The organism is Vibrio sp. 1731, from assembly GCF_033339955.1.
In the GTDB taxonomy this organism is placed as follows: domain Bacteria; phylum Pseudomonadota; class Gammaproteobacteria; order Enterobacterales; family Vibrionaceae; genus Vibrio; species Vibrio alginolyticus.
Genome location: NZ_JAWOVO010000025.1, coordinates 45552 through 69204, shown reverse-complemented (window position 1 = coordinate 69204; position 23653 = coordinate 45552). Strand labels below are relative to the sequence as shown.

Genomic DNA, 23653 nt, shown 5'->3' with positions numbered 1-23653 from the left:
GGCCTAACTCCCAATGAATCAGAACGGTTATATTGGGAAAACTCTAAAACCGTGGCCAATTTTAGTTGACCACTACAATGGCAAGAAAATTATCATTACCACCATTCAGAAGTTCCCATTCATTATTGATGGTATTGCCGATTTGAGTGACAAGCGCTTTGCCGTCATTATTGATGAGGCCCACAGCTCTCAGTCAGGCTCCGCTCATGACAACATGAATCGTGCAATGGGTAAGAAGGAAGTGGAAGAGCTAGAAGATGCTCAGGACAAAATCCTACAGGCAATGCGTTCTCGTAAAATGCGTGGAAATGCCTCTTATTTTGCGTTCACCGCAACACCTAAAAACACCACTCTAGAAAAGTTTGGTCAGAGACAAGCGGACGGAACTTACGAGCCTTTCCATTTGTATTCGATGAAACAAGCGATCGAAGAAGGGTTCATTCTCGATGTTATTGCCAACTACACGACTTATAAGAGTTATTACGAGATTGAAAAATCAATCCAAGATAACCCAGAGTTCGATAGTAAAAAAGCGCAGAAGCGTTTGCGAGCGTATGTAGAGGCAAGCCAAGAAACGATTGATACCAAAGCTGAGATCATGCTTGAACATTTTATCAAACATGTGATTAACGGTAAGAAGCTTAAAGGTAAAGGCAAAGGCATGGTGGTGACTCAAAATATTGAGTCAGCTATCCGCTACTATCGAGCGTTAACACGGCAACTCGATAAGATAGGTAACCCATTTAAAGTTGCGATTGCCTTCTCTGGCACCAAAGAAGTTGATGGAATTGAATACACAGAAGCAGATCTTAATGGCTTCCCAGAAGGTGATACCAAAGATTACTTTGATGTGAACTACAAGCGTAAGGAGTCGGACTCCCCAATCCCTAAGCATGTAGATCAGGATGCTTTCCGTTTGTTGGTCGTAGCGAATAAGTATTTGACAGGTTTTGACCAACCAAAGCTTTGTGCCATGTATGTAGATAAAAAACTAGCGAGTGTACTGTGTGTACAAACTCTTTCGAGACTGAATAGATCTGCTTTGAATTTGGGCAAGAAGACTGAAGATATCTTTGTATTGGATTTCTTCAACTCGATTGAGGATATTCAAAAACCGTTTAATGACTTTCATTGTTCTACAACGCTATCAGGAGCAACAGATGTTAACGTTCTTCATGAGCTAAAAGATGAGATGGACGACACTGGTATTTATGAGTGGTTTGAAGTTGAGGAGTTCAACAAGCGTTTCTTTGAAGGGAGAGATGCTCAGGACCTAAGCCCAATCATTGACATCGCAGCTGCGCGTTTTAACGATGAGTTAGAACTAGAAAACGAATTTAAAGTTGATTTCAAAGTGAAGGCCAAGCAGTTTGTGAAAATCTACGGCCAGATGGCATCTATCATGCCTTATGAGGTCGTTCAGTGGGAAAAACTGTTCTGGTTCTTGAAGTTTTTGATCCCGAAACTTTCCGTCGAAGATCCAGATAAAGAAGCACTAGACTCGTTACTTGATTCCGTCGATTTGAGCTCCTATGGGTTGCAAAGGGTTAAGCTTAACCATTCCATCGAGCTGGATGACTCTGAAACTGAGTTAGATCCTCAAAACCCGAACCCTCGCGGAGCTCATGGTACAGAGACTGAGAAAGATCCACTAGATGAGATCATCCAAATCTTTAACGAACGTTGGTTTCAAGGTTGGAGCGCAACCCCAGAAGAGCAGCGCGTTAAGTTTGTGAATATTGCTGAGAGCATCCGAAATCACCCAGATTTCGAAGCGAAATACCAAAACAACGCAGACCCTCATACGCGAGAGCTAGCGTTTGAGAAGATGTTGAAAGAAATCATGCTTCAACGCCGTAAAGACGAATTAGAGCTGTACAAGCTGTTTGCACAAGACCCTGCTTTTAAAGCATCTTGGACGCAAAGCATGCAGCGTATGGTTGGGATGTAAAAGTCCCAACACTAAAGAACATTTTTATTAAACAACTAATCTTGGAAATAATTTGAATGACCAATAGCCTTAATCTCTCCAGTTTATGGCCAGACTTGAGCAGTCTAAATGTAATGCCACCTCAAACTCCTGAGCAATTGAGTGCTTTGTTTGTGGTTATTTTATGGGGTGTGGCTCTATTTTTTTTGATTTGGACAGTATCTGCTTTTGCTCGTGCGTGGCAACGAGTTGCTTGGTTGCATAAATCTTTGGGCGAGGCTGAGAAGTCGAGCCCTTCAGGTGTTCGAAGCGATTTGATTTCTAGAGCTGAAAAAAAGAAAAATTCCGTAGGGCATTTATGGCTAGAGTTTGACGAAACACTGCTCGAAGTAAAAGGTGCTGATGACGTTGTTCGATTGCATAACACATTTGATGCCGACTACTTCTTTAATAGTTCTAGTTTAGCTGGTGGTAGCACTGAAAACCGAATGATTGCGGCGGTTCCAGGTTTTTTAACGGCTCTGGGTGTTATTGGCACCTTTGTCGGTTTACAGCTAGGACTTTCAGATCTAAATATTGCGGGCAACGTTGATGTCAATGAGATGAAAAACGGCGTTGCTGGAGTTATAAATGGTGCAAAAATCGCATTTATGACATCGGTTTGGGGCGTCTTACTCAGTGTTGCATTCAACTTCATTGAGAAAATTCTTGAGCAAGTAATTAGAAAGAGAATTAAGTCTTTGCAAAACCGTATTGACAGGATGTTCCCTCGATTAAGTGCGGAATATCAACTGCAATCTATTGCAAATAACAGCCAGCAATCTCGAGAAAGCCTACAAGGACTTGCTGAGAAAATTGGCGAGAAAATGCAGGAGTCATTAGTTCAAGCAACGCAGGGTATTCAACAAGGTCTCGAGAGTAGTCTGGAAAAAATCATGGCTCCAGCTATCAATAAGCTTGTTGATGAGACGTCAGATGGTAACCAAAAAGCGCTTGAAAGCGTTCTTCAATCTTTCATGGACGGTTTTGGTCAACAAGGCGAGCAACAACGTGTCGCGATGGACTCTGCGTCTCAAAACGTAAATAAGACGCTAGAATCAATGAGCACTTCGATGGCTGCTTTCGTCAATAAGTTGGAAGTTCAGCAAAACGCATCTTCAGAAAGAGAGAAAGAACTTATCTCAACTATTTCAGTTCAAGTTTCTGAGCTAGTTACTCAGGGTAATGAGCAGAAGCGTGTTCTAACAGAGTTTGTAGAAAAACAAGTCTCTGAGTTAGGTGAGCAGCTTACTAAAAGAGAATCAGCTGCTTCTGAACGTGAACAGAAATTGGCTTCCTCAATGGAAAGTACGATTAAAGATTTAGTAGAAAATGTTTCAGCACAAAGCCAAGTGTTGACCGATTTTGTTCAGAATCAAGTTGGCCAACTTACCCAAACGTTCTCTGAACGAGATGGGATGGCAAGTCAGATGGAAAAAGAGCGTAATGATATATTTGTGAATCAAACGCAGGCGATGAAAGCTGGAACGGATGAGCTTCTTGCTCAAGTGAAAGCGGCGATTGAATCACAACAAATCACATCTAATAATATTATTGAGCAAGGTAAACAATTACAAAATAGTATCGATTCATCTGTTTCGGCATCTGCTCGAGCTACTGAGAGTATGCAGCAGTCGGCGAGTGAGTTACGAGTTGCCGCTGATAGTATGAATGTGTTCGGTTCCAACATCAAAGAGGCGGGCAACAAACTATCTGGTGCTGTTACTGAAGCGGTTAACAGCACGAAGGATTTAGCGGAGCAAAACCAGCTAGGCGCAGTGAAAATTCAAGCGTTGAGGGAGCAGTTACTGGAAGATACAAGTAAGTTTAGCGCGATTACAGATCAGATAAACAATATGCTGATTAGTGCAGAGCAGTCGTTTAGCACGCTTCGCACTACCCAAAATGAGTTCCTTGCAGAACAAAAAGGTAATCTAAACGAACTCACTTCAGAAATGAAGCGTAATGTAAAAGAGTTGACGGAGCAAATGGCTCAACTGCTTGAAGATTATGCAGAGCAAGCCAACGGACAAACCGCCGAGCACCTCAAAGTTTGGGCCAATAGTAGTACACAGTATGCAGAGAGCATGAATACAGCAGTTAGAGCTATTTCTAGTGTTGTCGATGAAATTCAAGATAAAGTGAGCCAACATGCGTAGAGGTATTCGTTCGCATACACAAAACTCAGTAGATGAAGAAAATCCCTACTGGGTTTCATTTTCCGATCTAATGTCTGCTTTGCTTGTTATATTTATACTTGCAGCTGTTGCTCTGATTATTGAATTAACTCAAAAGACCAATGATGTCGAAGCTGGTATCGAAGAGCTTAAGCAAGCTGAGTTAGCAAGAAAGAATATAATTTATGATGTTCGAGACGAACTGGCTAAAAGAAACGTAATTGTTGAAATTGCTGATAACGATACGGTAATTCGGATCCCAGAAAGCACACTTACGTTTGCATCAGGTAAATCATCAATTCCGAACGATGCAACCATACAGCAAGCAGTTAAGGACATAGGTGTTGTTCTTCATTCTGCAATTCAGAAGAAAGACCGTTTTCAATATCTCGATACCGTTTTTATTGAGGGGCATACCGATAGCGATAGTATCCATTACAGAGGAAAAGGGAACTGGGGGTTATCTACTGATCGAGCAATATCTGTATGGAATGTCTGGCAAAATGAACTGAGCTTAACGCCTAAACTCGGTGACTTAGAAAACGCTTATCATGCAAAGCTGTTCTCTGTTAGTGGTTATGCAGCGACAAGACGTGCCAATCTACAAGAGTCGAATCAGCAAGAAAAGAGCCAGAATAGGCGTATTGATATTCGATTTACAGTTAAGAAACCATCTATTGCTGAGCTCGAGAGGATTGTTGCACAGTGAGTTTAAATATAAAAAAGCTCAAAGTTAGTTTGCCAGCCAATCCTTTTGGTCAAGCCATCAAGGACTTTGCACATCTATCGAATCAGCTAGAGGTGCTTTCTAAGAGTGCCGGTATTGAAAACAATAAGTTCCGAACTGCGTATGGAGAAGTATGTAACGCGCTTGCCTCTAAGAAAAGAGTTGAAGACGTTTTGGATAGTTCAATACATGTTCGCGCCTTAGCTCTCTCGCTACATACGGATGCGAAGAAAAATGTCAGCTTTACGCGTAGATTGCTTAATAAAATTACAGAAATTGTAAAAAAACCAAGCTCTTTAGTCATAGAGTCGTTTTATCAGCATTTCTTATCAGAGTATGACCGACTGGCAGACTTGGAAGCTACAGCAGACTGGTTGTTGGAGGCTAAAAGGCTGCGAGGCAATGATGAGCAGTTTGATGAAAATATATTGTCAACCAATGGCCCCAAGTGGCTTGCGGAAAGGGCGATTCAAAATAATGTCGATTTTGATCATTTACTTGCGGAGATGAAGCTGGAACGTTATGCAAATGGCAGATATTTAACGGCGGCTAAAGGCATCTACTATATTGAGCAGTTAAACACTATACCATTAGGCCAAGATCATCCTCTCCTAGAGGAGGTTCAAAAAACGGCGGTTTTTGATTCTCGATATGACTCTGAAAGTTTGTTAGGGCATCAAATTCTTAGAATTTTGATTGGCCGATCGATAGGTTCTCACATCAGTGAGCCTTGGATGAATGTGATCTTAGCGATTGGCGGTGACCCACGAGTACCAAGTTCAAATCCAAGATACATTAAGTGGTGGAAGGGTTTAGAACCAATTCTGATTCAAGCTGTTCGCGGATGGTTATCAAAACTGGATTTGAAGTTGTTTCTGGAAGCGTTGGAAGATTATTCCTACTCTTCAGCTAATTACGAGCTACAGAGAATGTACCCATCTAGGAAATGTTTCTTAGAGGGGATGTTCGATGCGGGGGTTATTTCAAATACACGACTTTATTTGAGTCAGGATGCTGCAAGGTATTTGAAGAGAAATTATGACCCTAAGCACTTGCCCAATTTCTCGACTGTTAAAGATGGTGATAAATCCATAATTTATGTGCAAATGAATGGTGCGCACATGGTAGAGGGAAGCCACAGTTGTTACTTGTGGCTGTACAAGCATCTAGATTCGTCAGTATGCGTATTTAATTATGACATTGTTAGGCCAACGTATTCTCAGCTAACCAGTGGGATCAATAATCAGATGACACGATTATCATCGGGAGCCGTAGCAAAAATAACGCATTCACCAATTGGCTACTCATGGCAGCGAAAAGCACTTACAGCACTTAGAGGTCTGGGAATTAAATTGACGCCTAAAGATGTGCTTTCAAATGAAGATTATATTGACTTTAAACAACGTTATGGGGTGAGAGAGTGGAGTTAACCTCTTTAATCAGTAAGTTCTTTTCTGGTCTAGATAAGACGTCTCAATTTGAGTTAGTCTGTGATGATAGTCTTGATTTCACAACCTCCAAGAAAACCCTAGAGAAAATTAAAGCTGGTAAAGCTGATGAGTGGATAACGGCGCAGTATGTTGCACTTAGAATGCTTGAAGAACAGGGGGATGTAAGCTCATTTCCAGATGGCTTTATTATGCCAGCCGATACAGCGGTAAGGCTCGACTCTGATTTGAGAATCTTGTTTGGTTTTCCTTCGGTTTGGCAAGGAACTATTGATGCAGATATTCAAGGAAAAGCTAGCACACCTACCTTTAAAGTTGACCTTTCGGTAACAACCAAACAGGGTCGAACAACGCTAAATTACACTGTGGATGGACCTTTCATTCGGTTTAGTCAAAATGAGCAGTACCTGTTAACGCCCGAGCAGTTTATGGCCTTTAACGCACATAAAGCCCATGGAAATTCTGCTCGGTCTGAATACGATAACTTACTTTACCTACACTCTTTACAAGAGGCTCAAAAGAGTGGTTGTAAGTTGAATCTAAAGCACTTTGAAAAGCTAAGAATTCTGACACCAAATAAAATTACAGTAGAAGCAGAACTGAATTCTCAAGGCGAGCTGATATTGACGCCAAACATGGGGCAAAGTGCGAGCCATGAGTCGATTCAAAAGGTTTTGGGGCAGTTGCAAAGCGACAACGCAGTTACTCTGAAAGTAGGTGATGAAATTGTCCTGTTCTCTGAAGAAAAGCTCATGGCTGTAAAAGAAGTTATCAGCAACAGAGTTATCCCCAAAAGCCAAGTAAAGGCTTTCTTGGGTAATCCTACAGCATACATTGATGCGAGCTTAGTCGATCTTGATTTAGGCTTTTCTATCAGGGTTCATGGTGCGACAGTATTTAAACACGCCTATTTTGGAGAGACTGATGAGTCAGGCATTGATTGGTTTGGTTCCTCTTCTTCATCTACTGTGATTCTTCCAACCTCTAAACTTACTGATGTTATTCACGATAGAACTTCTTTTGAAGATGTGACTAAGAAGGTCGGAGATGCCCAACAAACCGGAGCGACAGTTCTTGATTATGAAGGTAAGTCTTACGATCTCGGTGACCCTGTGACTGTTGAAAGGGTTCTTAAAGAGATAGAGCATAATATTTCTAACCCTATGGTAGACAGTCCTAATCCAGATAGCCCAGAAGGTGCTGAGATTGACCCGAAAGATTTAGAAATACATGTTGTTGATATTGACTTAAATGATGAGGAATTGTCGGAAAACTCTTCTAAAGTAGAGCAGCTTATTTCTGATATTTCATGGGATGGCGAGTTAAACTGGGAAAACCACAAACGAACGCCTTTTCCGCATCAGGATATTGGTGTTCGTTGGATTTTAGGCGTTGAACAAAAAGGCTCATCTGACTCGAAAATCAGCGGAGCCTTGTTAGCAGATGACATGGGGTTAGGTAAGACATTTATGGCTTTATCTGCCATAGAACACATTTATCAAAGACAAAAAATGGATGGCGAAACGAGAAAGCCTGCGCTGATCGTTGCTCCTTTGAGTTTACTGGAAAACTGGAAGGACGAAGTCGAAAAAACCTTTACATGCTCACCATTCAAAGATGTGGTTATCTTACAATCAGCGGCTGAATTGAATGACTATAGAATGGGCGGGGTGGAGATTCGAAGCCAAAGCGTATCTGATGAGAATTTAGAGCCAAAATATTCTTTAAAAGTGGGAAAACACTTTGGGCCAAGCCGTTTAGATCTACCAGAGCGTTTGGTTATCACTACTTATCAAACACTTCGGGATTATCAATTCTCTATGTGTTTGATTGACTGGGGTATTGTTGTTTTCGATGAAGCCCAGAACATTAAGAACCCTAATGCACTTCAAACTCGTGCCGCTAAAGGGCTAAAAGCTGATTTCAAACTAGTGGCTACGGGTACGCCTGTAGAAAATAGCTTAGCTGATTTTTGGTGTTTAATGGATACTGCTTGCCCAGGGCATCTGGGGAGCTATCAAGAATTTCGTGCTCGGTTTATTTCGCCAATTCTCAAAGCTGCTGGTGATGAGGTTGAAGAAACAAGAGCTAGGCTTGGAAGAGAACTCCGTATAGCTGTCGGGGCATTAATGCTGAGACGTATTAAAGAGGACAACCTGAAAGGTCTTCCTGTAAAACATATGTATGCTGGTGGAGAATTTGAAAACTGGAAGTATTTAGAAGAACTTAAGTCGACAATGGTTGGCTATCAGAGAGATGTTTATGAAGGGACCATTAGCAATCAACTCGAGAATGAAGATAGTCACGCACTTACCACGCTGATGAGGCTAAGAGATAGTTCGTTACATCCTCGGTTAAGTGATGGAGGTCGTCTTGATGTTCCAAAAAATGCAAAATCAGCTAGGGCTTTATATGGAGAATCAGGAAAACTAGATTCCTTGCTTGAGACTTTAGACCGAGTACGAAGCAAACAAGAAAAGTGCATTATTTTTGCGGTTAACAAGCGCCTACAGAGCTTCTTAAGCGTGACTCTGGGACAAATATATAATCTTGGTCCACTTTCCGTAATAAATGGTGATGCAAAAGCTGTAGCAAAGCGTAAATCTGTCCCAACTCGAAAATCAATGATTGCAGATTTCGAAGCCAAAGAAGGCTTCAATTTAATAGTAATGTCTCCGGTAGCGGCTGGTGTCGGTCTAACTGTAGTCGGTGCTAATCATGTTGTTCATTTAGAGCGACATTGGAACCCTGCAAAAGAAGCTCAAGCGACGGATAGGGTTTATCGTATAGGACAAGAAAAAGATGTACATATCTATATCCCGCTTTTACATCATCCCGAATTTGAATCGTTTGACGTAAATCTACATAGGCTACTTACCCAAAAAACGTTGCTGAAGGATGCTGTTGTTACACCAGAAGATGTTGTTCCACAGCCAGCAGGTGTTGGGGGAGTAGTTTCTGGTGATTTGATTGATAAACGTATTACAGCGGCTGAACTTGATAAGTTAAGTTGGCAGCAATTTGAAGCGTTATGTGTAGAATTGCTGGCAAAGATTACGGATAGTGAAAGTGCGTGGCTTACGAATAGTGGTGCTGATCATGGTGCTGACGGTGTGTTACTCAGTAATCGTGGCAACATTCTAGTGCAAGCTAAGTTTACGCAACGACAATATGATGGTTATAAAGGGATACAGGAGATTCATTCTGCTAAACCTATTTATGAATCAGCAATGAGAAGTTCTTTTGAGCGTTTGATTTTTGTTACCAATTCACCTTCGTTAGCTAAGCGAACTCATAAAATTGCTGCCACATGTCGTGTTGAAATTTTGGGCAGAACACAATTGTTGAGTTACCTTGAAGAATATGAAGTTACACTGAAAGAAATATTATCGAGACTGGGCAAAGAGAGACTGAAAGTTTAGCCATTTTTGTCCACTGTCGTCTTTGGCGGATTTCTCTGTCCATAGACATCCAGTATAGTTGAAAGGATGTCTATGAATCATACACTTAAATCGAGTTTAGCCCGGCCTAGTTGAGTGTTGTTACACGGTTAAAGTTGATTGAAGGTTTAACTCATTTTGTTTCTCGAGACTGTCCGCCATTTTCTGAATTACAGGCGCAACTGTCAGATTAGCGTCTTGATTAAATGCTTGTTCAAATATAGCGATTAAAAGGTGGTAGAATAGTGTGCTCATTGTCCCAGCAGCACTGTAAATCCCCCGTTCGCACTCATAAATAGCTCTTACAATCGCTTTGTCACGGGTTGAACATATACGCTTTGCATATTCAAACCAATACTCCATATGTGCTTGCAGAGCAGCTTCATGAGCACGAGAAAACGAGATCAGCAGGTAACGATACTGTTGATGCTCGTATTCCTCTAGTTGTTTCTTGAGTTTATCAGCGTGTTCAATCGCCTGTTTCCGAATCGTCTCAAAATGAATGATGGCTTGATCCACTTCAATTTTGTACTTGTTGTAATTGGTGATTTCAAGGCATGAAGCGTTCAGTACGCCATTTTGAATCAGTTTCCCTAATGTATACTTATTGCCACTTCGTAGCGAGGATGCTGCAAAGCGATATTGATGAAATCGATAAGCAATACCTTTAAATCGAGAGTTTGTTTTGTCTGGTATTAGCTCTATTTCAATTCCTTGTTTGAGCAATGCCATTTCAAACTGAGTCAACGAGCACGCAGAAGGGAGAATACGAATTGCAGTATCAACTTTTCTTCTCATCATACGAATCACCGTTTTCTCTTTTTCGCCTTGTACATCAGTGTCGTAACTTGAGTGGAGTTCCCCAGAGCTTTGTAATGTTTGTAACCCTAGCGTAACTTCTTGCTCCCTCATAATTTCTTGGGCGTTGAGGTGCGATTGCCAGTTAGAAATGATTTTACCTGTCAGCAAATCGGTTGTTGAAACGAGAATGTGAACATGCTCATTGTCCGTGTCTGAGTGTTTAAAAGCGATATAACGAGCATGCTCATATCCTAAATGATTCATCAGCTTTTTGATGGTTTGCTGCCATTGATGGTGGGGTAACTGTTCCTCCTCTGCGAGGGAGACAACAAAATGGCGATAGGGCTGTTTGGTATTGGGGTTAGCTAGGTGAGCGCTTTGCAGTTCAGCAATAGCACGGCTCCAATCAATGTCTCGGGCATCTTGGTTCTTTGCATTCAGGGGAACCGAAGCGATTTCGTTGGCGCAGATAAACTGCGATGTTCCCCCGAGCTTGTCACCCTTTGAGCGACTTGAAGAATATTCAACCAGCAGTGTTACATCATCACTTTGCTTGGCACTATATTGAACTAACTGCGTGGCATCATGCACCGTTTGTTTATCATTCTTACATTGTAATTCCTTAAATATCATTACTGGCGTTCTCCACTTCTAGCTTGTTGCGGTAAAGCTCACGTAACGTACGGCTGTCCAAAAATTGCATGGCCAACAGCTCGGCGGTTTGAGAATTATGAGCGTCGATAGCTAGATTTCGGGTGAGTTGTAAGTTCTGTTTTAGTTCATACAGAGCATCACCCAGTTGACGGGCTATTTCGTGGTCGTACGCAGGGTTACCTTCGTCAATGAGTGACTCCATCACTGTGGCGATGCGCTTTGTTTGCTTAAAGTACTCTGTGATTTCATCACTGCGTTGAGGTTTGACTGTGAGTTTTTGAGTTATGACCTCTCTCAGGAACCGACTCACTAATTTATAATTATAGCTGTGCATGACCTCAAGTAACTGCTGGTATTCGCTTTCAGTGAGATTGGTTTTCACTGCTTTGCAATACAGCTCTTTGTCACTTTTTCGTTGTTTTTTAAAATTCGCCTGAACGATACGAATTAACTTGCGTGCATTCATCAGCTCATTTTTATCGGCGTCATTGGGATGTTGGTGGAGATATAAAGCGTGAGAAAGCTCTGAAATAAAGGTTTGGTGTGAAGCGATGGCTACCCCAGATTCAATCGGCGAGGGTAACAGTCCTGCGAGTAGTGTAGCCAACTCATCTGCTGAATAGCTGTGACTTTCAATGAATGCCGATAGTATTTGTTTATGTTTTCTAGATGTGCAGCGAATGACAGTTTACGAATTAGTTCCAATCGGATGCTATTTCATGGCTTTACTTCCCGATATGGAAGAGGCAGAAACTGAGGCGAAAGCCTTCGTATTTTTCGCTTGGTGTGGTCTTATTCTCATAGCATCTTTCTTGGTTTACTTTAAGTTGTATGTATGGTGATGGGTGCTAGTACGCATATAACAAACTGTTCAAGAGGGATTCACAACGCGTGGCATTTTCACTATGCGTTGGTTTAAGTGATTAAGGTGGTATGCGGCGGCATCGGTATTGCGTTGTTCACCCCTTAACAGGGCGTTAGTCGCCAGAAAAAGCTAGCAGTCAAAATCATACTTATGAGCTCAAAATCTGGCTGATGATTGTTTGGTACACAGGCTCGTCGTCGATGGTTCTAACTCAGTTTCAGCGGTTTTAAGTCCAAAGTTTTGCAAGTGTCCTAGCGGTTGTTTTGTTCTTTAGTGCTGAAAGAGCAGGGCAATCGAGAGTCTGTTTTTGGTTGCAACTCCGCTCGGTGAGCTTGCTGGGTACAAAAGCCGATTTACTCGCTGAAATGACGTTTTCTCTGGTGTGGTAAGTTCCACGTGGTTTCAGTGACTTTGTTGAAAGTCCGCACTGTGAGATTGGTTTTCCAAAAGCGTTTTTTGGTGTTGTCAGTCCGTTTTCTACGGCGTTGTTTGTTCCAAGTGGTTTCATTGAGTAGTCGCTTTGAGACTACGCCTGATTTAAGTGCATCAAAGCATATAAAGTTTGTTGTTTGCAAAGTTTGGTTCGGCTTAAAATTGTCGCTCGGTGCCTCGCGACTAACAAACTGCTCAAGAGGGATTCGCAACGCGTGGCATTTTTACTATGCGTTGATTTTGGTGATTAAGGTGGTTTGCGGTGGCTTTCGTATTGCGTTGCTCACCCCTTAGCAGGGCGTTAGGTGCTTGAAGGAAAAGGTAAGTATGGAAATTACTTTTCAGCAGATAAACATTGATGATTTCGAATTGTGCGTTGCTGCGAGAAAAGATGCATACTTTTGTAGTTTTGGGCATTACGATGGTTTCGACGACTTCATCAGTGGGTATCGTGAATGAGTATTAGACCGGTTAGCAGCATCAGGATGGTTCTATATCCATATATTTGTGGATGGTCAGTTTGCAGGGCAGTTAGAGTTTCGTAGCTTTTCACCCGAGCCGGAGACTGGCTATGTGCATCTCATTTACTTAAAGCCGAATTTTCGTGGTTCAGGACTCGCTGCAAAATTGCAGGATTATATTGTAAGGACGTTGAGTAAAGCGGGTTGTTTGCGTGCTGTACTTTCAGTAAGCCGAACTAACCATCGAGCTCTCACATTCTATAAGCGCCATGGTTGGGAGTTCGTGCGCAATAATCCCAAGCACGATGAAACAGACTTTTACCAACTTTGGCTACGCACCTAACAAACTGTTTAAGAGTGATTCGGCACGCGTGGCATTTTTACCATGCGTTGGTTTTAGTGGTTAAGGTGTTATGCGGAACCTTCGGTATTGCGTTGCTAACCCCTTAACAGGGCGTTAGGCTCCGAGGAAGCAATGAGAAAGAAAGTAGAAGAGCGCTTAAATAGGCTTAATAAAGGATGCTGTCCAGTTCATGGGGGTTTTATGTCTCAGGTTGAAGGGTGGTATGAAAATGAGCAGGGTATAAACTACACCGTTGTCGGATGTTCTCGAAACGCTTGCAAAATTTTAGCAAGAGCTTTTTCTTATGACGGTCCTTGGGAGATTGATGAAAAGTACATTCATTTGTTTGATGAAAACAAAGTAGATCCAGATTTCCTCGACCATACTGTTAAACCAAATGACAGAAAGAGCGCCGTGAAAAAGTATAGGTCGGATGTTTTTAGCAAAACCTCCGGTTTTTGCTACTACTGCGGGGTTGGATTAACGCTTGAAACGCTAACTGTTGATCATTTTTTCCCCGAGTCTCGAGGAGGTAAAACAGAATTCTCAAATTTATTTCCGTGTTGTAAAACCTGTAATTCCTCAAAAGGAACTAAAGACATTGAGGAGTTTAGGTTTTTATGTCAAATGAGGGAGTTCAAAAAAGAGCACGGAGTAGAGTTCAATCGAGAGCAGATTAACTTTTTATCCAAAAGTGGATTTGACATTCAATTGAATCAACATGACTTTTGGTTCGAGGAAAACATAGCCTAACAATCTGTTTCAGAGGGATTCGCAACGCGTGGCATTTTCACTATGCGTTGGTTTTAGTGTTTAAGGTGGTGGTATGCGGCGGCTTGAGTATTGCGTTGCTCACCCCTTAACAGGGCGTTATGTTAAATAGTGCTTCAAAGCCCACAGGTATTCAGCTAATCTCTTGTTCCACACAATATCTTAGGTATATACATGATTGATCACGTTACAATTCCCGTTAGTGATTTAGAAAGAAGCCGGAAGTTTTATGAAGAAGCTTTTAGTCCACTAGGGTACAAAATTGCATTTGGTGGAAAAGGTAAATTTTGGGCTTTCGACCTCGGTAAGGGCTTCTTATTCGAGATCTGTAGTGCTAAGGCTGAGGGTGCTTTAACGAGCTTTCATATTGCCTTTCGTGTGGCGAGTCAGCAAAAGGTTCGAGAGTTTTATGACTCAGCTATTTCAGCAGGAGCGCGAGACAACGGAGCTCCAGGACCGCGACCTCACTATACCGAGAACTATTATGCATGCTTCGTTCATGATCCAGATGGTCATAATATTGAGGCTGTCTTTGACACCTGGAAGTCTTGATGCAGTTGAAAATGCGGTAAAAGTTTAATGTAAAACACGTGCTGAGTTTCAACATAACAAACTGTTCAAGAGGGATTCGCAACGCGTGGCATTTTCACTATGCGTTGAGTTTTTGTGGTGAACGTGGTCTGCGGAAGGTGGGTTTGTATGGCATTCACCCTTAACGCGGCGTTATGAGCCACCATGAAAAATGCAGAATAGAGTGGAATAGATGGAACGGAAAAAACAGGTTCAGTGGCTAAAGATTCAAAAGGGAGGCTTTCTCAGACACTGTCTTACTCATGGATTAGCTTTCTGTGTACCATTTGTATTTGGTACTGCATTTGTTCAAAACGATTTTTACTTGAACTTGTCGCCTTTTATTTCGTACCGGCTTTACTTAGTTACTGTCATTGGCGCGGTATTTCTCGCAAGCAGTGATTGGATTTTTAAGAGTAGGCAGTATCAAAAACACAGAAAGAATCTATTGCGAAAAAATGTCTCATAACAAGTTGTTCAAGAGTGATTCGGCACGCTTGGCATTTTTACTATGCGTTGGTTTTAGTGGTTAAGGTGTTATGCGGGAGCTTCAGTATTGCGTGCCTCACACCTTAACAAGGCGTTAAGTTTCATTTAATTCGGAGTAAATAAATGTGCAATATTAAAGTTCCAGATTGGAATTGTGGAAAAGCATTCGCGACGGTACGAGTCAATAATTGGTATGAGCTTGAAGCACTAATTGAAAAGGACTTTCTTGATTGGAATGAATATGTTTTTCGAGGACAAAAAAGCTCCAATTGGCCGTTACGTTCAAAATTCGATCGTGAATATAGGTTAGCCCTAAAAAAGCTAGATGAAGCAGAGCCTTCTAAGGGGTTATCAGAGCAAAATATATATCTGGTTGAAAGGAATCTGAATTTGAGTCTAGATCCTAGAAATGAAGTGTTAGATAGGCTAATAAGCACATTTAAAAAGGCGTGTACAGGTCGTCGCGGACAGTTACCTAAGACATTGTCAGATACTGAATGGTGGGCATTAGGTCAACATTTTGGTTTAGCAACCCCTCTCCTAGACTGGACTTTATATCCTTATGTTTCAGCATACTTTGCGTTTAGTGAAGCAGATCCAGATGAATCTGGTTGCCGAGCTATTTGGGCTTATTCGCATGATGGGATGATGGAGATTTTTATTAACTCGCCAGAGTACTGTCATAAGGAAATAAAAGAATCTGACACTATTATGGTGCTCTCAGGGTTAACTGATGAAAACTCCAGAATAATTAGTCAAAGTGGTTTGTTTACGCGTATACCAAACGGTGAAGATATAGAAGAGTTTATTGAAAATAATATCGACTTAAATGGGATGGCCCCAATTCTTTACAAAATAGAAATACCGAATACGCAAAGAGAAGCGTTTTTACGTCATTTAACGGTTATGAATATACATAGCGGCTCTCTTTTTCCTGATCTTGTTGGTGCTGCTGAATTTGCAAATCGTAGCCTCGAATGTGAATCGGAAAATTTACTCTGGAAAGCGACACCAGCTTTTACCAAACGGATGCTTAGCAATGGAGCATATCACGATAACAATAAATGAACTTAACAAAGCATTTAAGAGTGATTCGCAACGCTTGGCAGTTTCGCTTAGCTCAAGTATAGCCAAGCGTTGCTCACACCTTAATACGGCGTTATGTGAATAGAAGGTTCCAGTGAACAAGGTAGTCAAAGAGCGCTTCGAGGAATATCCGGAAAATGCTCGTATTAGGCTAGAGGAGCTACGAAATCTAGTCTTTCAAATCGCATCTGATTTGGAGCTGGGTGAAGTCGATGAAACTCTAAAGTGGGGTGAACCCAGCTATAGTGTAAAAACAGTCAGCCCGCTAAGAATGGACTGGAAGCTGAAATCCCCTAACAATTATTACCTGTTCTTTAACTGCCAAACTAAGTTAGTCGATACATTTCGAGAATTGTATGGTGAAGAACTGGTGTTTCAGGGAAAAAGAGCAATCGTTCTGTCCATATCGCAAGTGTTGCCAGAAACAGTAATCAAGTCCTGTTTAGAGTAGGCTTTAACTTATCAGCAGCGTAAAAATTTGCCTCTTTTGGGCGCGTGAAAAAATTCACATAACAAAGCGTTCAAGAGGGATTCCCCACGCTTGGCATTTTTGGTTTTAATCAGTTTTAGTGTTTATGGCATAATGGTTTAAGTCGGGTGGTGGCGCTTTCCCCCCCCCCTTAACGCGGCGTTAGTCGCCAGAAAAAGTTAGCAATCAAAATTACGTTTCTAAGCTTAAAATTTAGCTGATGATCGTTTGATACGCCGGTGTGTCGTCTATGGTCAAAACTCAGTTTCAACAGCTTCAAATCCAAAGTTTTGTAACTGTCCTAGCTGCTGTTTTGTACTTCGGTGCTGACAGAGCAGGGCAATCAAGAGTCTGTTTTTGGTTGCAACGCCACTCGGTGAGTTTGTTGGTACAAAAGCCGATTTACTCTCTGAAATGACGTTTTCTTTGGTGTTGTAAATTCCACTTGGTTTCAGTGACTTTGTTGAAAGTCCGCACTGTTAGATTGGTTTTCAAAAAGCGCTTTTTGGGTGTTATCAGTCCGTTTTCTGCGGCGTTTGCTGTTCCAATTGGTTTCATTGAATAGTCGCTTTGAGACTACGCCAGACTTAAGTGCATCAAAGCACATAAAGTTTGTTGTTCGCAAAGTTTAGTTTGGCTTAAAATTATCGCTCGGTGCCTCGTGACTAACAAACTACTAAAGAGTGATTCGCAACGCGGGGCATTTTTACTATGCGTTGATTTTCGTGATTACGGTGGTATGCGGTAGCATAGGTATTGCGTTGCTCACTACTTAACGCGGCGTTAGGCGTCTATGAAATGGAATATTAGCTAATGAAACTCGAAGAACAAATTGAGAAGTTATCAGACATAGGGTTGTCGTTGAATAAAGGTGTGACTATTAACGATTTACTCCTTTCATATTCTAGAGAAGAATACGAATCGAACCCTTTTGATTTAATTCTTTTTGTATACGGAATAGAGATTGAAGAAGAACCATGGGGACGGTTTGTTTGTGATCAGGCGTGGAATTTCGATGCAGAGGCGATTGAAGAGGATGGTTCCTATATTGAAATAGTAAAGCAGTTCCATCGAATTACAGGCAGAACTAAGGACTTAGAGGGGCTGCGAGATACTGTAAACCTAGAAGAACATTATGCAGAGCTCCAATATTCAGTTGATGGTGTTAAAAGGTTGCTAAAGCCTGAAATAGACGATGATTGGGCTGATGCTAAAACTATCGAAATTATACTAAGCGATTTACGCCAACCGGGGTTCGATTTCTATCCAAAGGATAATGGACAAGCCAGTATCTGGTTCTATTTGTCTGAAAGTCAGGCTATAAAGCTAAACCAACTCGCCAATAATGTGTTTAATTTAGAACGTAAACCATGGTGGAGAGTATGGTAGTTATCAGTGAGTTCAAGACGTCTAACAACCGCTTTAAGACGGATTCGTAATGCTTGGCGGTTTTGGTTTGAATTGGTTTTAGTGTTTACGGTGTAATGGTTGAGTGTTGTGGTCGCGGTGCTCTCCACTTACGTGGGCGTTCTACGAATGAGGAAGATTCGTGAAAAAGTGGAAGTTTGTATTCTGGGTAATGTGTTTCTTAACGGTTTTAAGCATTCTTCAACTCCCATTTTTTAAAGAGTTAAATATTGGAGCATTTATAGGCTCATTTGTATCCGCAATATCTCTTGTCAGCTTTTACGGCTTTAGTTATCGAGTTGCCGTCGGTAGCAAAGTGCTAGCGATCATCATCTTTGGGATAAATGCACTTGCTATGCTGGGCATTGCAATATTTAGTGTGTTCTTCTTACTGACTTATCTAAGTCCAGGAACCTTGTTCTTTTTTGTTACAGGGATGGGACTGATGCTTGTTTACCTGTACCCGCTGTATATGTATGCATTTAAATCTACAGAGATTTGGCAACTGGAGTAATTAGCATAACAAACTGTTCAATAGCGATTCGCAACGCGTGGCATTTTTACTATGCGTTGGTTTTCGTGTTTAAGGCGTTATGCGGCGGCTTTTGTATTGCGTTGCTCAACTCCAAAAGGTCATTAATACTCAAAGGTCAAATATGGATATTTACCCAGAAATCGAGTTATCTAAAGCGCAGCATAATGCAATTGAAGCTCTTAGAAACAAGTCGTTTCCTGAACACCAAGTTACTCGCTCTTACTATAAGCAACTCCCGCATATGAGAGTTCTGAATTACGAAGGTGATCAGTTAGTTGGTTACATGGGATTAGACTACAGAGTTGTTCGCGTTGGTGATGAAATTTATAAAGTATTAGGTGTGAGTGACTTTTGCGTCGAGAGCACAGTTCAAAGACAAGGTATTGGCACAACAATGTTGTCTCAACTCAGCGAGTATGCGTCCACTAAAGATGTCGACTTCATCATTTTAGTCTCCGTTTTGGAGCGTTTTTATCTGGCTAATGGTTATCAGCGCCTTAACTCTCTAAGTTCTTGGTTGCGAGTTCACGAACATAAAAATTACGGTGTTGCTGTAGAGCAACTAGATGATTTATATGTTAAACCTATCAGCGGAAAAACTTGGGCTTTTGGTCATATAGATTGGTTAGGGTATATGTATTAGTCTGTAGTGGGCTAATAATTGGTTCACAACAAGAGTGGTTACACATGGCATTTTCACTATGAGTTGATTTAAGTGATGTAGGGCAGTTTTGTATTGTGATACTCACTCCTTAATAATGTGCTGTAACTCTTAGGAAGCAAAAGGTTTAATTTATGAAATGTAGAGTACTAGTAACCAGCATAAGTATTGCTCTTTGTAGTGTAGGAGAGGCCGCGAATCCACTAAGTATTCAAAGCGATGAGCAACTGTTTAAAAACTTCGCTCTCTCATCTTGCATTGCGACTAATTACAAAGGATCAGCTGTTGCGAAAGATGCGATAACGGCGATGCAAGGCTACAGAGAGTTTTCCGAGCTTCCTTTGGAGTCATTCTTTGGGGTTAGCGAGCTATTGGAAAAATATGATATGGCTATTTACAAATCAAAAAATGGTAACGTGATCAAATTGGCCTACTGTATAGACTTTTCTAATTCAGACGATGTTCATAAGCTATACATTAATGCGAAATCAGAGTTATAACAAACTGCTCAAAGTTGATTCGCAACGTGTGGTATTTTTACGGCGCAATACGTTGAGTGATTAAGATGATTTTTAGTGGCTTCTGTATTGAATTACTCATCTCTTAGCGGGGCATTATGCGGTGATGTAAATATGAAGATATTTTTAATAGTAGCAACACTCGTTCAGTTTACTCTCCTGAGTTTCTCGAAATACTATTGCTCAATTGCAAATGAGGTGCTTAGAAAGGCGGTGGAAACTAAAGAGAGTAATTTTCTATCTTTCCTTGATAAGTATGATTATTACAATGACTTAGATAATTATCTAGGCTTAGCGTCCGCTACAGTGTGGGTTATGGTCGTGCTCGTGATAAAGTTGAAAAATGTATCAAGCACCGACATGGCTCATGTGGCTGTTTGTTTGCCGTTATTTTTTCATATGGTTTTGATGTCGATGTAGTTTCAATAGTTGTGGTTGGGTGATTAGGTACAACAAACGGTTCAGGCTAGCGTACCATACATGGCATTTCCAATTAGCGTTTCTTATACGTTACGAGAGCGCTTTCCCACAAGGAGTAATATGTGATTGTAGTAGCAAGGTTTTCTTTTCCTCATGAAGCTCATATTGCGAGAGCAAGCCTAGATAGTGTCGGAATAGAAAGTTACATCGCTGACGAGCACACGGTAAATACTCAGTGGCTTTATTCAAATGCAATTGGCGGCGTCCGTCTGATGGTGGCCGAAAGTGATGCAGAAGATGCGAAAAAAATACTTAGTAGCGATTTCTCAGAATCATTGGGAAATGAAGTTGACGTTGATGAAGAAAAAGACGTTTGCCCTAAATGTGGTAGTAAAGATCTATTTGCATTTACAAAAGGTAAACGCCCAGCTTTCTTAGTTTTTATTTTACTGGGTTTTCCACTGTTTTTTTACAAGCATGGTTATAAGTGTAAGCAGTGTGGGGAGTTTAGTGAAAAACTTTAAATCTTTAGATAACAAGGCATTAAAGAGATAACTTGTACTCGTAGTATTTTTACGATGAGTTAGGTCTAGTGCCTATACAAGAAGTCAGAGTTACTGCTTGCTTACAAGCAAAGTATTATACGATAGTGAAGGAATAACATTGAATGAGTGAAATTAACACAATAGAGCAGTTAAAAGAAATTTACGCAGAGCCAAGTGCGAGAGCTAAAAATAAAGCTCTGCCTGTGCTGGATGTTCATGCGATTACATTAATTAATAATTGCCATTTTGCAGTTCTAAGTACCGCTGATTCACAAGGGTATATCGATCTCTCTCCTAAAGGAGGAGAGCCTGGCTTCGTAAAAGTTTTAGATGAATCAACATTGTTGCTCCCTGATAGCTCGGGGAACAATCGTATCGATAGTCTAAAAAATATCATTAGTAACCCCAAGGTAGGGTTGTTATTGATGGTAAATGGTATTGATGAAGTGCTCCGTATTAAAGGAATCGCAAGTATTCACACCGACGCCAACTTGATATCTGCTTGCCCCGATGGAAGTAAAGATCCTAAGGTTGTTATCAAAATAGTCATAGAGAGTATGTACTTTCATTGTGCAAAAGCGGTGATGAGAGGGAAACTTTGGTCTGATGACTATAAAGTAAATCGCTCAATTCTCCCTTCATTAGCTCAAATCTTTAAAGATCAACAAAAGTTAGAAAGTAAAGCGCTTAATCAAGAAGAGATGTTGAAATATTACCAATCTAGCCTTTAGAACAAGCGTGGTAATATATTGAAAAGATAGAAAAATCAGGTTCGACCGTGCTCTGCGGAAGTATGGATTAGGTTTAGTGGGGATGTTACTGTCTCAATAATGTTAGTTCACCAATAAGCAATTGTTAGTCCAAATTTTAAAATGAAAAATGCAGAAAAATTTACTCTAGAAAATCACGTTTTGGCTAGTCCGGGAGCTAGGTGTGTTGGACAAATGATTGATCTTTTTGTCAGTTTTAGCATTTTTACTCTCGTTTTATGGATCGGCTTAGAAATCGGTATTGAAAAAGAGCTTGTGCGCGCTACAGCAGTAACTGCGACTGTATCGTATTACCTTTTTTCTGATTGTTTACCAAATGGTCAAAGTGTGGGTAAAAAACTTTTGGGCATTGCAGTTATAAGTGCAAGAACGGGTAAAAAGTGCAATATTTTTCAGTCGCTCTTTCGAAATGTTATTACTCCATTCTTCGGTTTTATTGACTCAATTTTCATTCTTGGTAAAAAGAGGCAACGGCTCGGTGATAAGTTAGTGAGAACGGTGGTGGTAGTTCACTAACTTGTTGAAAAAATTGATAGCGCTGAGGACTTGGGTTCAAGTTGGGCTTTGTTTTCGTGGTGAAATAACCTCGTTTAGGTGGTAGCGTTACTCACATACTTAATGTAGCGTTGTAAGAAAATTGGTATTGGAGTCCAAGTTTTATGTCAGAAAAAGAGAAAATGTTAGCAGGTGAGCTTTATGACCCAAGTGATGAAGAGTTATTAAAGTTAAGGTTGAGCGCTAGGTTACTAACTGAAAAATTGAATGCCACGTCTGTTGAGCATAAACAAAAGCGAGTTCAAATAACTAAGCGCTTGTTCGGCACAACAGGTGACGATATTCATGTTGAATCTTCTTTCAATTGCGACTACGGATCCAACATTCACGTTGGAGATAATTTTTACGCTAATTTTGGTTGTGTGATTTTGGATGTTGCGGAAGTTAAGTTTGGTGATAACTGTTTACTTGGGCCTCAAGTTGGCATTTATACTGCGACTCATCCCTTAGATCCTATCGAGAGGAACAGTGGTTTAGAGCTAGCAAAGCCCATAAACATTGGTGACAATTGTTGGATAGGTGGCCATGCCGTAATCAACCCTGGCGTAACACTTGGGAACAACGTGGTGGTAGCCTCTGGCGCAGTCGTTACAAAGAGTTTTAGAGACAATGTCGTTGTTGGTGGCAACCCAGCCAGAGTACTGAAGGAAATCGTCACTAAGCGATAATAAAGTATATGGACTATTTTGAGCCTGAGTTTAGGACTTATGATCAACTCACCCCAAGCTTTGATGCGTTCAACGGTTACTTGTTGACGCACTTGAATGTCTAAAATTTGCTTCAATATAGAGTCGTTACACGTGGCGCTTTTACCGTGCGTTGAGCTTGTTTAAAAGTCTCATACGAAATCATTTGTATTACGTGTCTCATACTTTTATTGGATTTTCGTCACCAATAACAAACCAAAAGGCTGACTCCTAAATGTTAGTAACAAAGATTGAAACGGAACGATTAATTCTAAGAGAGCTAGTTGAAGATGATGCAAGCGAATTGTTTGACATCTTCTCAGACCATGAGGTCATGAAATATTGGAACTCTGGCCCTTGGGTTTCAATTGAAGAAGCGCGGACATTTATAGCCAAGAGTACACAGGCCATGAATAGCAATACAGAAGTGACACTAGGCATCTTCCTAAAGAGCAATGGCCAACTTCTGGGTAAGATAATGCTGTTTAATCACGTGAAAGAGTCTAGGCGCGCAGAGATTGGCTTTGGCGTGAGTCGTCATTTCTGGGGTAAAGGCATGGTATTAGAGGCGGGAACTGCATTAATCGAACACGCATTCAAAACACTGAATCTACGTCGAATCGAGGCTGAGATAGATCCAGACAATGCTTCTTCAGGTAAAGTCTTGGAACGGTTAGGTTTTATAAAGGAAGGTTTCCTTAGGCAGCGTTGGGAAGTGAATGGAGTAGTCTCAGATTCAGCTATTTACGGGTTGTTAGCTAAACCCCTGGACAGCGTTTAGTACCCAGCCTTAAAAGCATCTAATAGATCTAGCCTGCTCGTACTCAATACACAGCCTTACACTTGACGGCGAA

Annotated in this window: 19 protein-coding genes and 2 pseudogenes; 19 read left to right on the top strand and 2 right to left on the bottom strand. The window is 41.1% G+C overall.

All coding sequences use genetic code 11. The annotated features are described in order from the left end of the window. Positions 1-76: 76 nt before the first annotated feature. The 5 genes and pseudogenes from R7035_RS21570 to R7035_RS21550 form a co-directional block, all read left to right on the top strand. A pseudogene (locus R7035_RS21570) lies at positions 77-1951 on the top strand (UvrB domain 3-containing protein); the annotation flags it as partial. A gap of 56 nt (positions 1952-2007) precedes the next feature. Next, the gene (gene zorA / locus R7035_RS21565; protein ID WP_318146267.1) at positions 2008-4128 is read left to right on the top strand and encodes an anti-phage ZorAB system protein ZorA; all 2121 of its coding nucleotides are present in this window, start codon (positions 2008-2010) and stop codon (positions 4126-4128) included. Next, positions 4121-4855, top strand: coding sequence for a flagellar motor protein MotB (locus R7035_RS21560; protein WP_006741471.1), 735 nt, complete (start codon positions 4121-4123; stop codon positions 4853-4855). Before zorA ends, R7035_RS21560 begins: the two co-directional genes overlap by 8 nt. Beyond that, positions 4852-6303 (top strand): EH signature domain-containing protein, encoded by a 1452-nt coding sequence (locus tag R7035_RS21555; RefSeq protein WP_178982289.1) that lies wholly within the window; start codon positions 4852-4854, stop codon positions 6301-6303. The genes R7035_RS21560 and R7035_RS21555 overlap by 4 nt, the downstream gene beginning before the upstream one ends. Beyond that, positions 6294-9743, top strand: coding sequence for an SNF2-related protein (locus tag R7035_RS21550; protein WP_318146266.1), 3450 nt, complete (start codon positions 6294-6296; stop codon positions 9741-9743). Before R7035_RS21555 ends, R7035_RS21550 begins: the two co-directional genes overlap by 10 nt. A gap of 120 nt (positions 9744-9863) precedes the next feature. Here the strand turns inward: R7035_RS21550 and R7035_RS21545 are convergent, their stop codons facing one another. Next, positions 9864-11195, bottom strand: a complete 1332-nt coding sequence (locus tag R7035_RS21545) for a relaxase/mobilization nuclease domain-containing protein (RefSeq protein ID WP_318146265.1) — start codon at positions 11193-11195, stop codon at positions 9864-9866. After that, complete coding sequence (locus tag R7035_RS21540; protein WP_318146264.1) at positions 11185-11823, bottom strand: chromosome segregation ATPase; 639 nt, start codon at positions 11821-11823, stop codon at positions 11185-11187. The genes R7035_RS21545 and R7035_RS21540 overlap by 11 nt, the downstream gene beginning before the upstream one ends. A 1017-nt stretch (positions 11824-12840) precedes the next feature. Here R7035_RS21540 and R7035_RS21535 point away from each other — a divergent pair. The 14 genes and pseudogenes from R7035_RS21535 to R7035_RS21465 all read left to right on the top strand — a co-directional run bounded on the left by R7035_RS21535 (position 12841) and on the right by R7035_RS21465 (position 23580). Beyond that, positions 12841-13317 (top strand): annotated as a pseudogene (locus R7035_RS21535) (GNAT family N-acetyltransferase). A 132-nt stretch (positions 13318-13449) separates the two neighbouring features. Continuing rightward, positions 13450-14070, top strand: coding sequence for an HNH endonuclease (locus tag R7035_RS21530; RefSeq protein WP_206959763.1), 621 nt, complete (start codon positions 13450-13452; stop codon positions 14068-14070). Between the two features lie 192 nt (positions 14071-14262). Next, positions 14263-14640, top strand: a complete 378-nt coding sequence (locus R7035_RS21525) for a VOC family protein (RefSeq protein WP_132937081.1) — start codon at positions 14263-14265, stop codon at positions 14638-14640. A gap of 630 nt (positions 14641-15270) precedes the next feature. Beyond that, positions 15271-16215 (top strand): FRG domain-containing protein, encoded by a 945-nt coding sequence (locus R7035_RS21515; RefSeq protein WP_132937083.1) that lies wholly within the window; start codon positions 15271-15273, stop codon positions 16213-16215. A gap of 112 nt (positions 16216-16327) precedes the next feature. Next, positions 16328-16684, top strand: coding sequence for a DUF1801 domain-containing protein (locus R7035_RS21510; RefSeq protein WP_318146263.1), 357 nt, complete (start codon positions 16328-16330; stop codon positions 16682-16684). A gap of 831 nt (positions 16685-17515) precedes the next feature. Further along, positions 17516-18091, top strand: a complete 576-nt coding sequence (locus R7035_RS21505) for a hypothetical protein (RefSeq protein WP_132937086.1) — start codon at positions 17516-17518, stop codon at positions 18089-18091. Positions 18092-18251: 160 nt separating this feature from the next. Continuing rightward, positions 18252-18623, top strand: a complete 372-nt coding sequence (locus R7035_RS21500; RefSeq protein WP_132937087.1) for a hypothetical protein — start codon at positions 18252-18254, stop codon at positions 18621-18623. A gap of 142 nt (positions 18624-18765) precedes the next feature. Next, the gene (locus tag R7035_RS21495) at positions 18766-19287 is read left to right on the top strand and encodes a GNAT family N-acetyltransferase (protein ID WP_053350306.1); all 522 of its coding nucleotides are present in this window, start codon (positions 18766-18768) and stop codon (positions 19285-19287) included. Positions 19288-19439: 152 nt separating this feature from the next. Continuing rightward, a complete protein-coding gene (locus R7035_RS21490) occupies positions 19440-19805 on the top strand; it encodes a T6SS amidase immunity protein Tai4 family protein (RefSeq protein ID WP_053306977.1) in 366 nt (121 codons plus the stop codon). A 560-nt stretch (positions 19806-20365) separates the two neighbouring features. After that, positions 20366-20767: a DUF2007 domain-containing protein gene (locus R7035_RS21485; RefSeq protein WP_053306978.1), complete on the top strand. Its 402-nt coding sequence runs from the start codon at positions 20366-20368 to the stop codon at positions 20765-20767. A 143-nt stretch (positions 20768-20910) separates the two neighbouring features. After that, positions 20911-21519: a pyridoxamine 5'-phosphate oxidase family protein gene (locus R7035_RS21480; RefSeq protein WP_065274601.1), complete on the top strand. Its 609-nt coding sequence runs from the start codon at positions 20911-20913 to the stop codon at positions 21517-21519. A gap of 141 nt (positions 21520-21660) precedes the next feature. After that, a complete protein-coding gene (locus tag R7035_RS21475) occupies positions 21661-22074 on the top strand; it encodes an RDD family protein (RefSeq protein WP_132937088.1) in 414 nt (137 codons plus the stop codon). A gap of 143 nt (positions 22075-22217) precedes the next feature. After that, the gene (locus R7035_RS21470) at positions 22218-22781 is read left to right on the top strand and encodes a sugar O-acetyltransferase (RefSeq protein ID WP_047102727.1); all 564 of its coding nucleotides are present in this window, start codon (positions 22218-22220) and stop codon (positions 22779-22781) included. A gap of 253 nt (positions 22782-23034) precedes the next feature. Further along, positions 23035-23580 (top strand): GNAT family N-acetyltransferase, encoded by a 546-nt coding sequence (locus R7035_RS21465; protein ID WP_064368477.1) that lies wholly within the window; start codon positions 23035-23037, stop codon positions 23578-23580. The last annotated feature ends 73 nt before the right edge of the window (positions 23581-23653 follow it).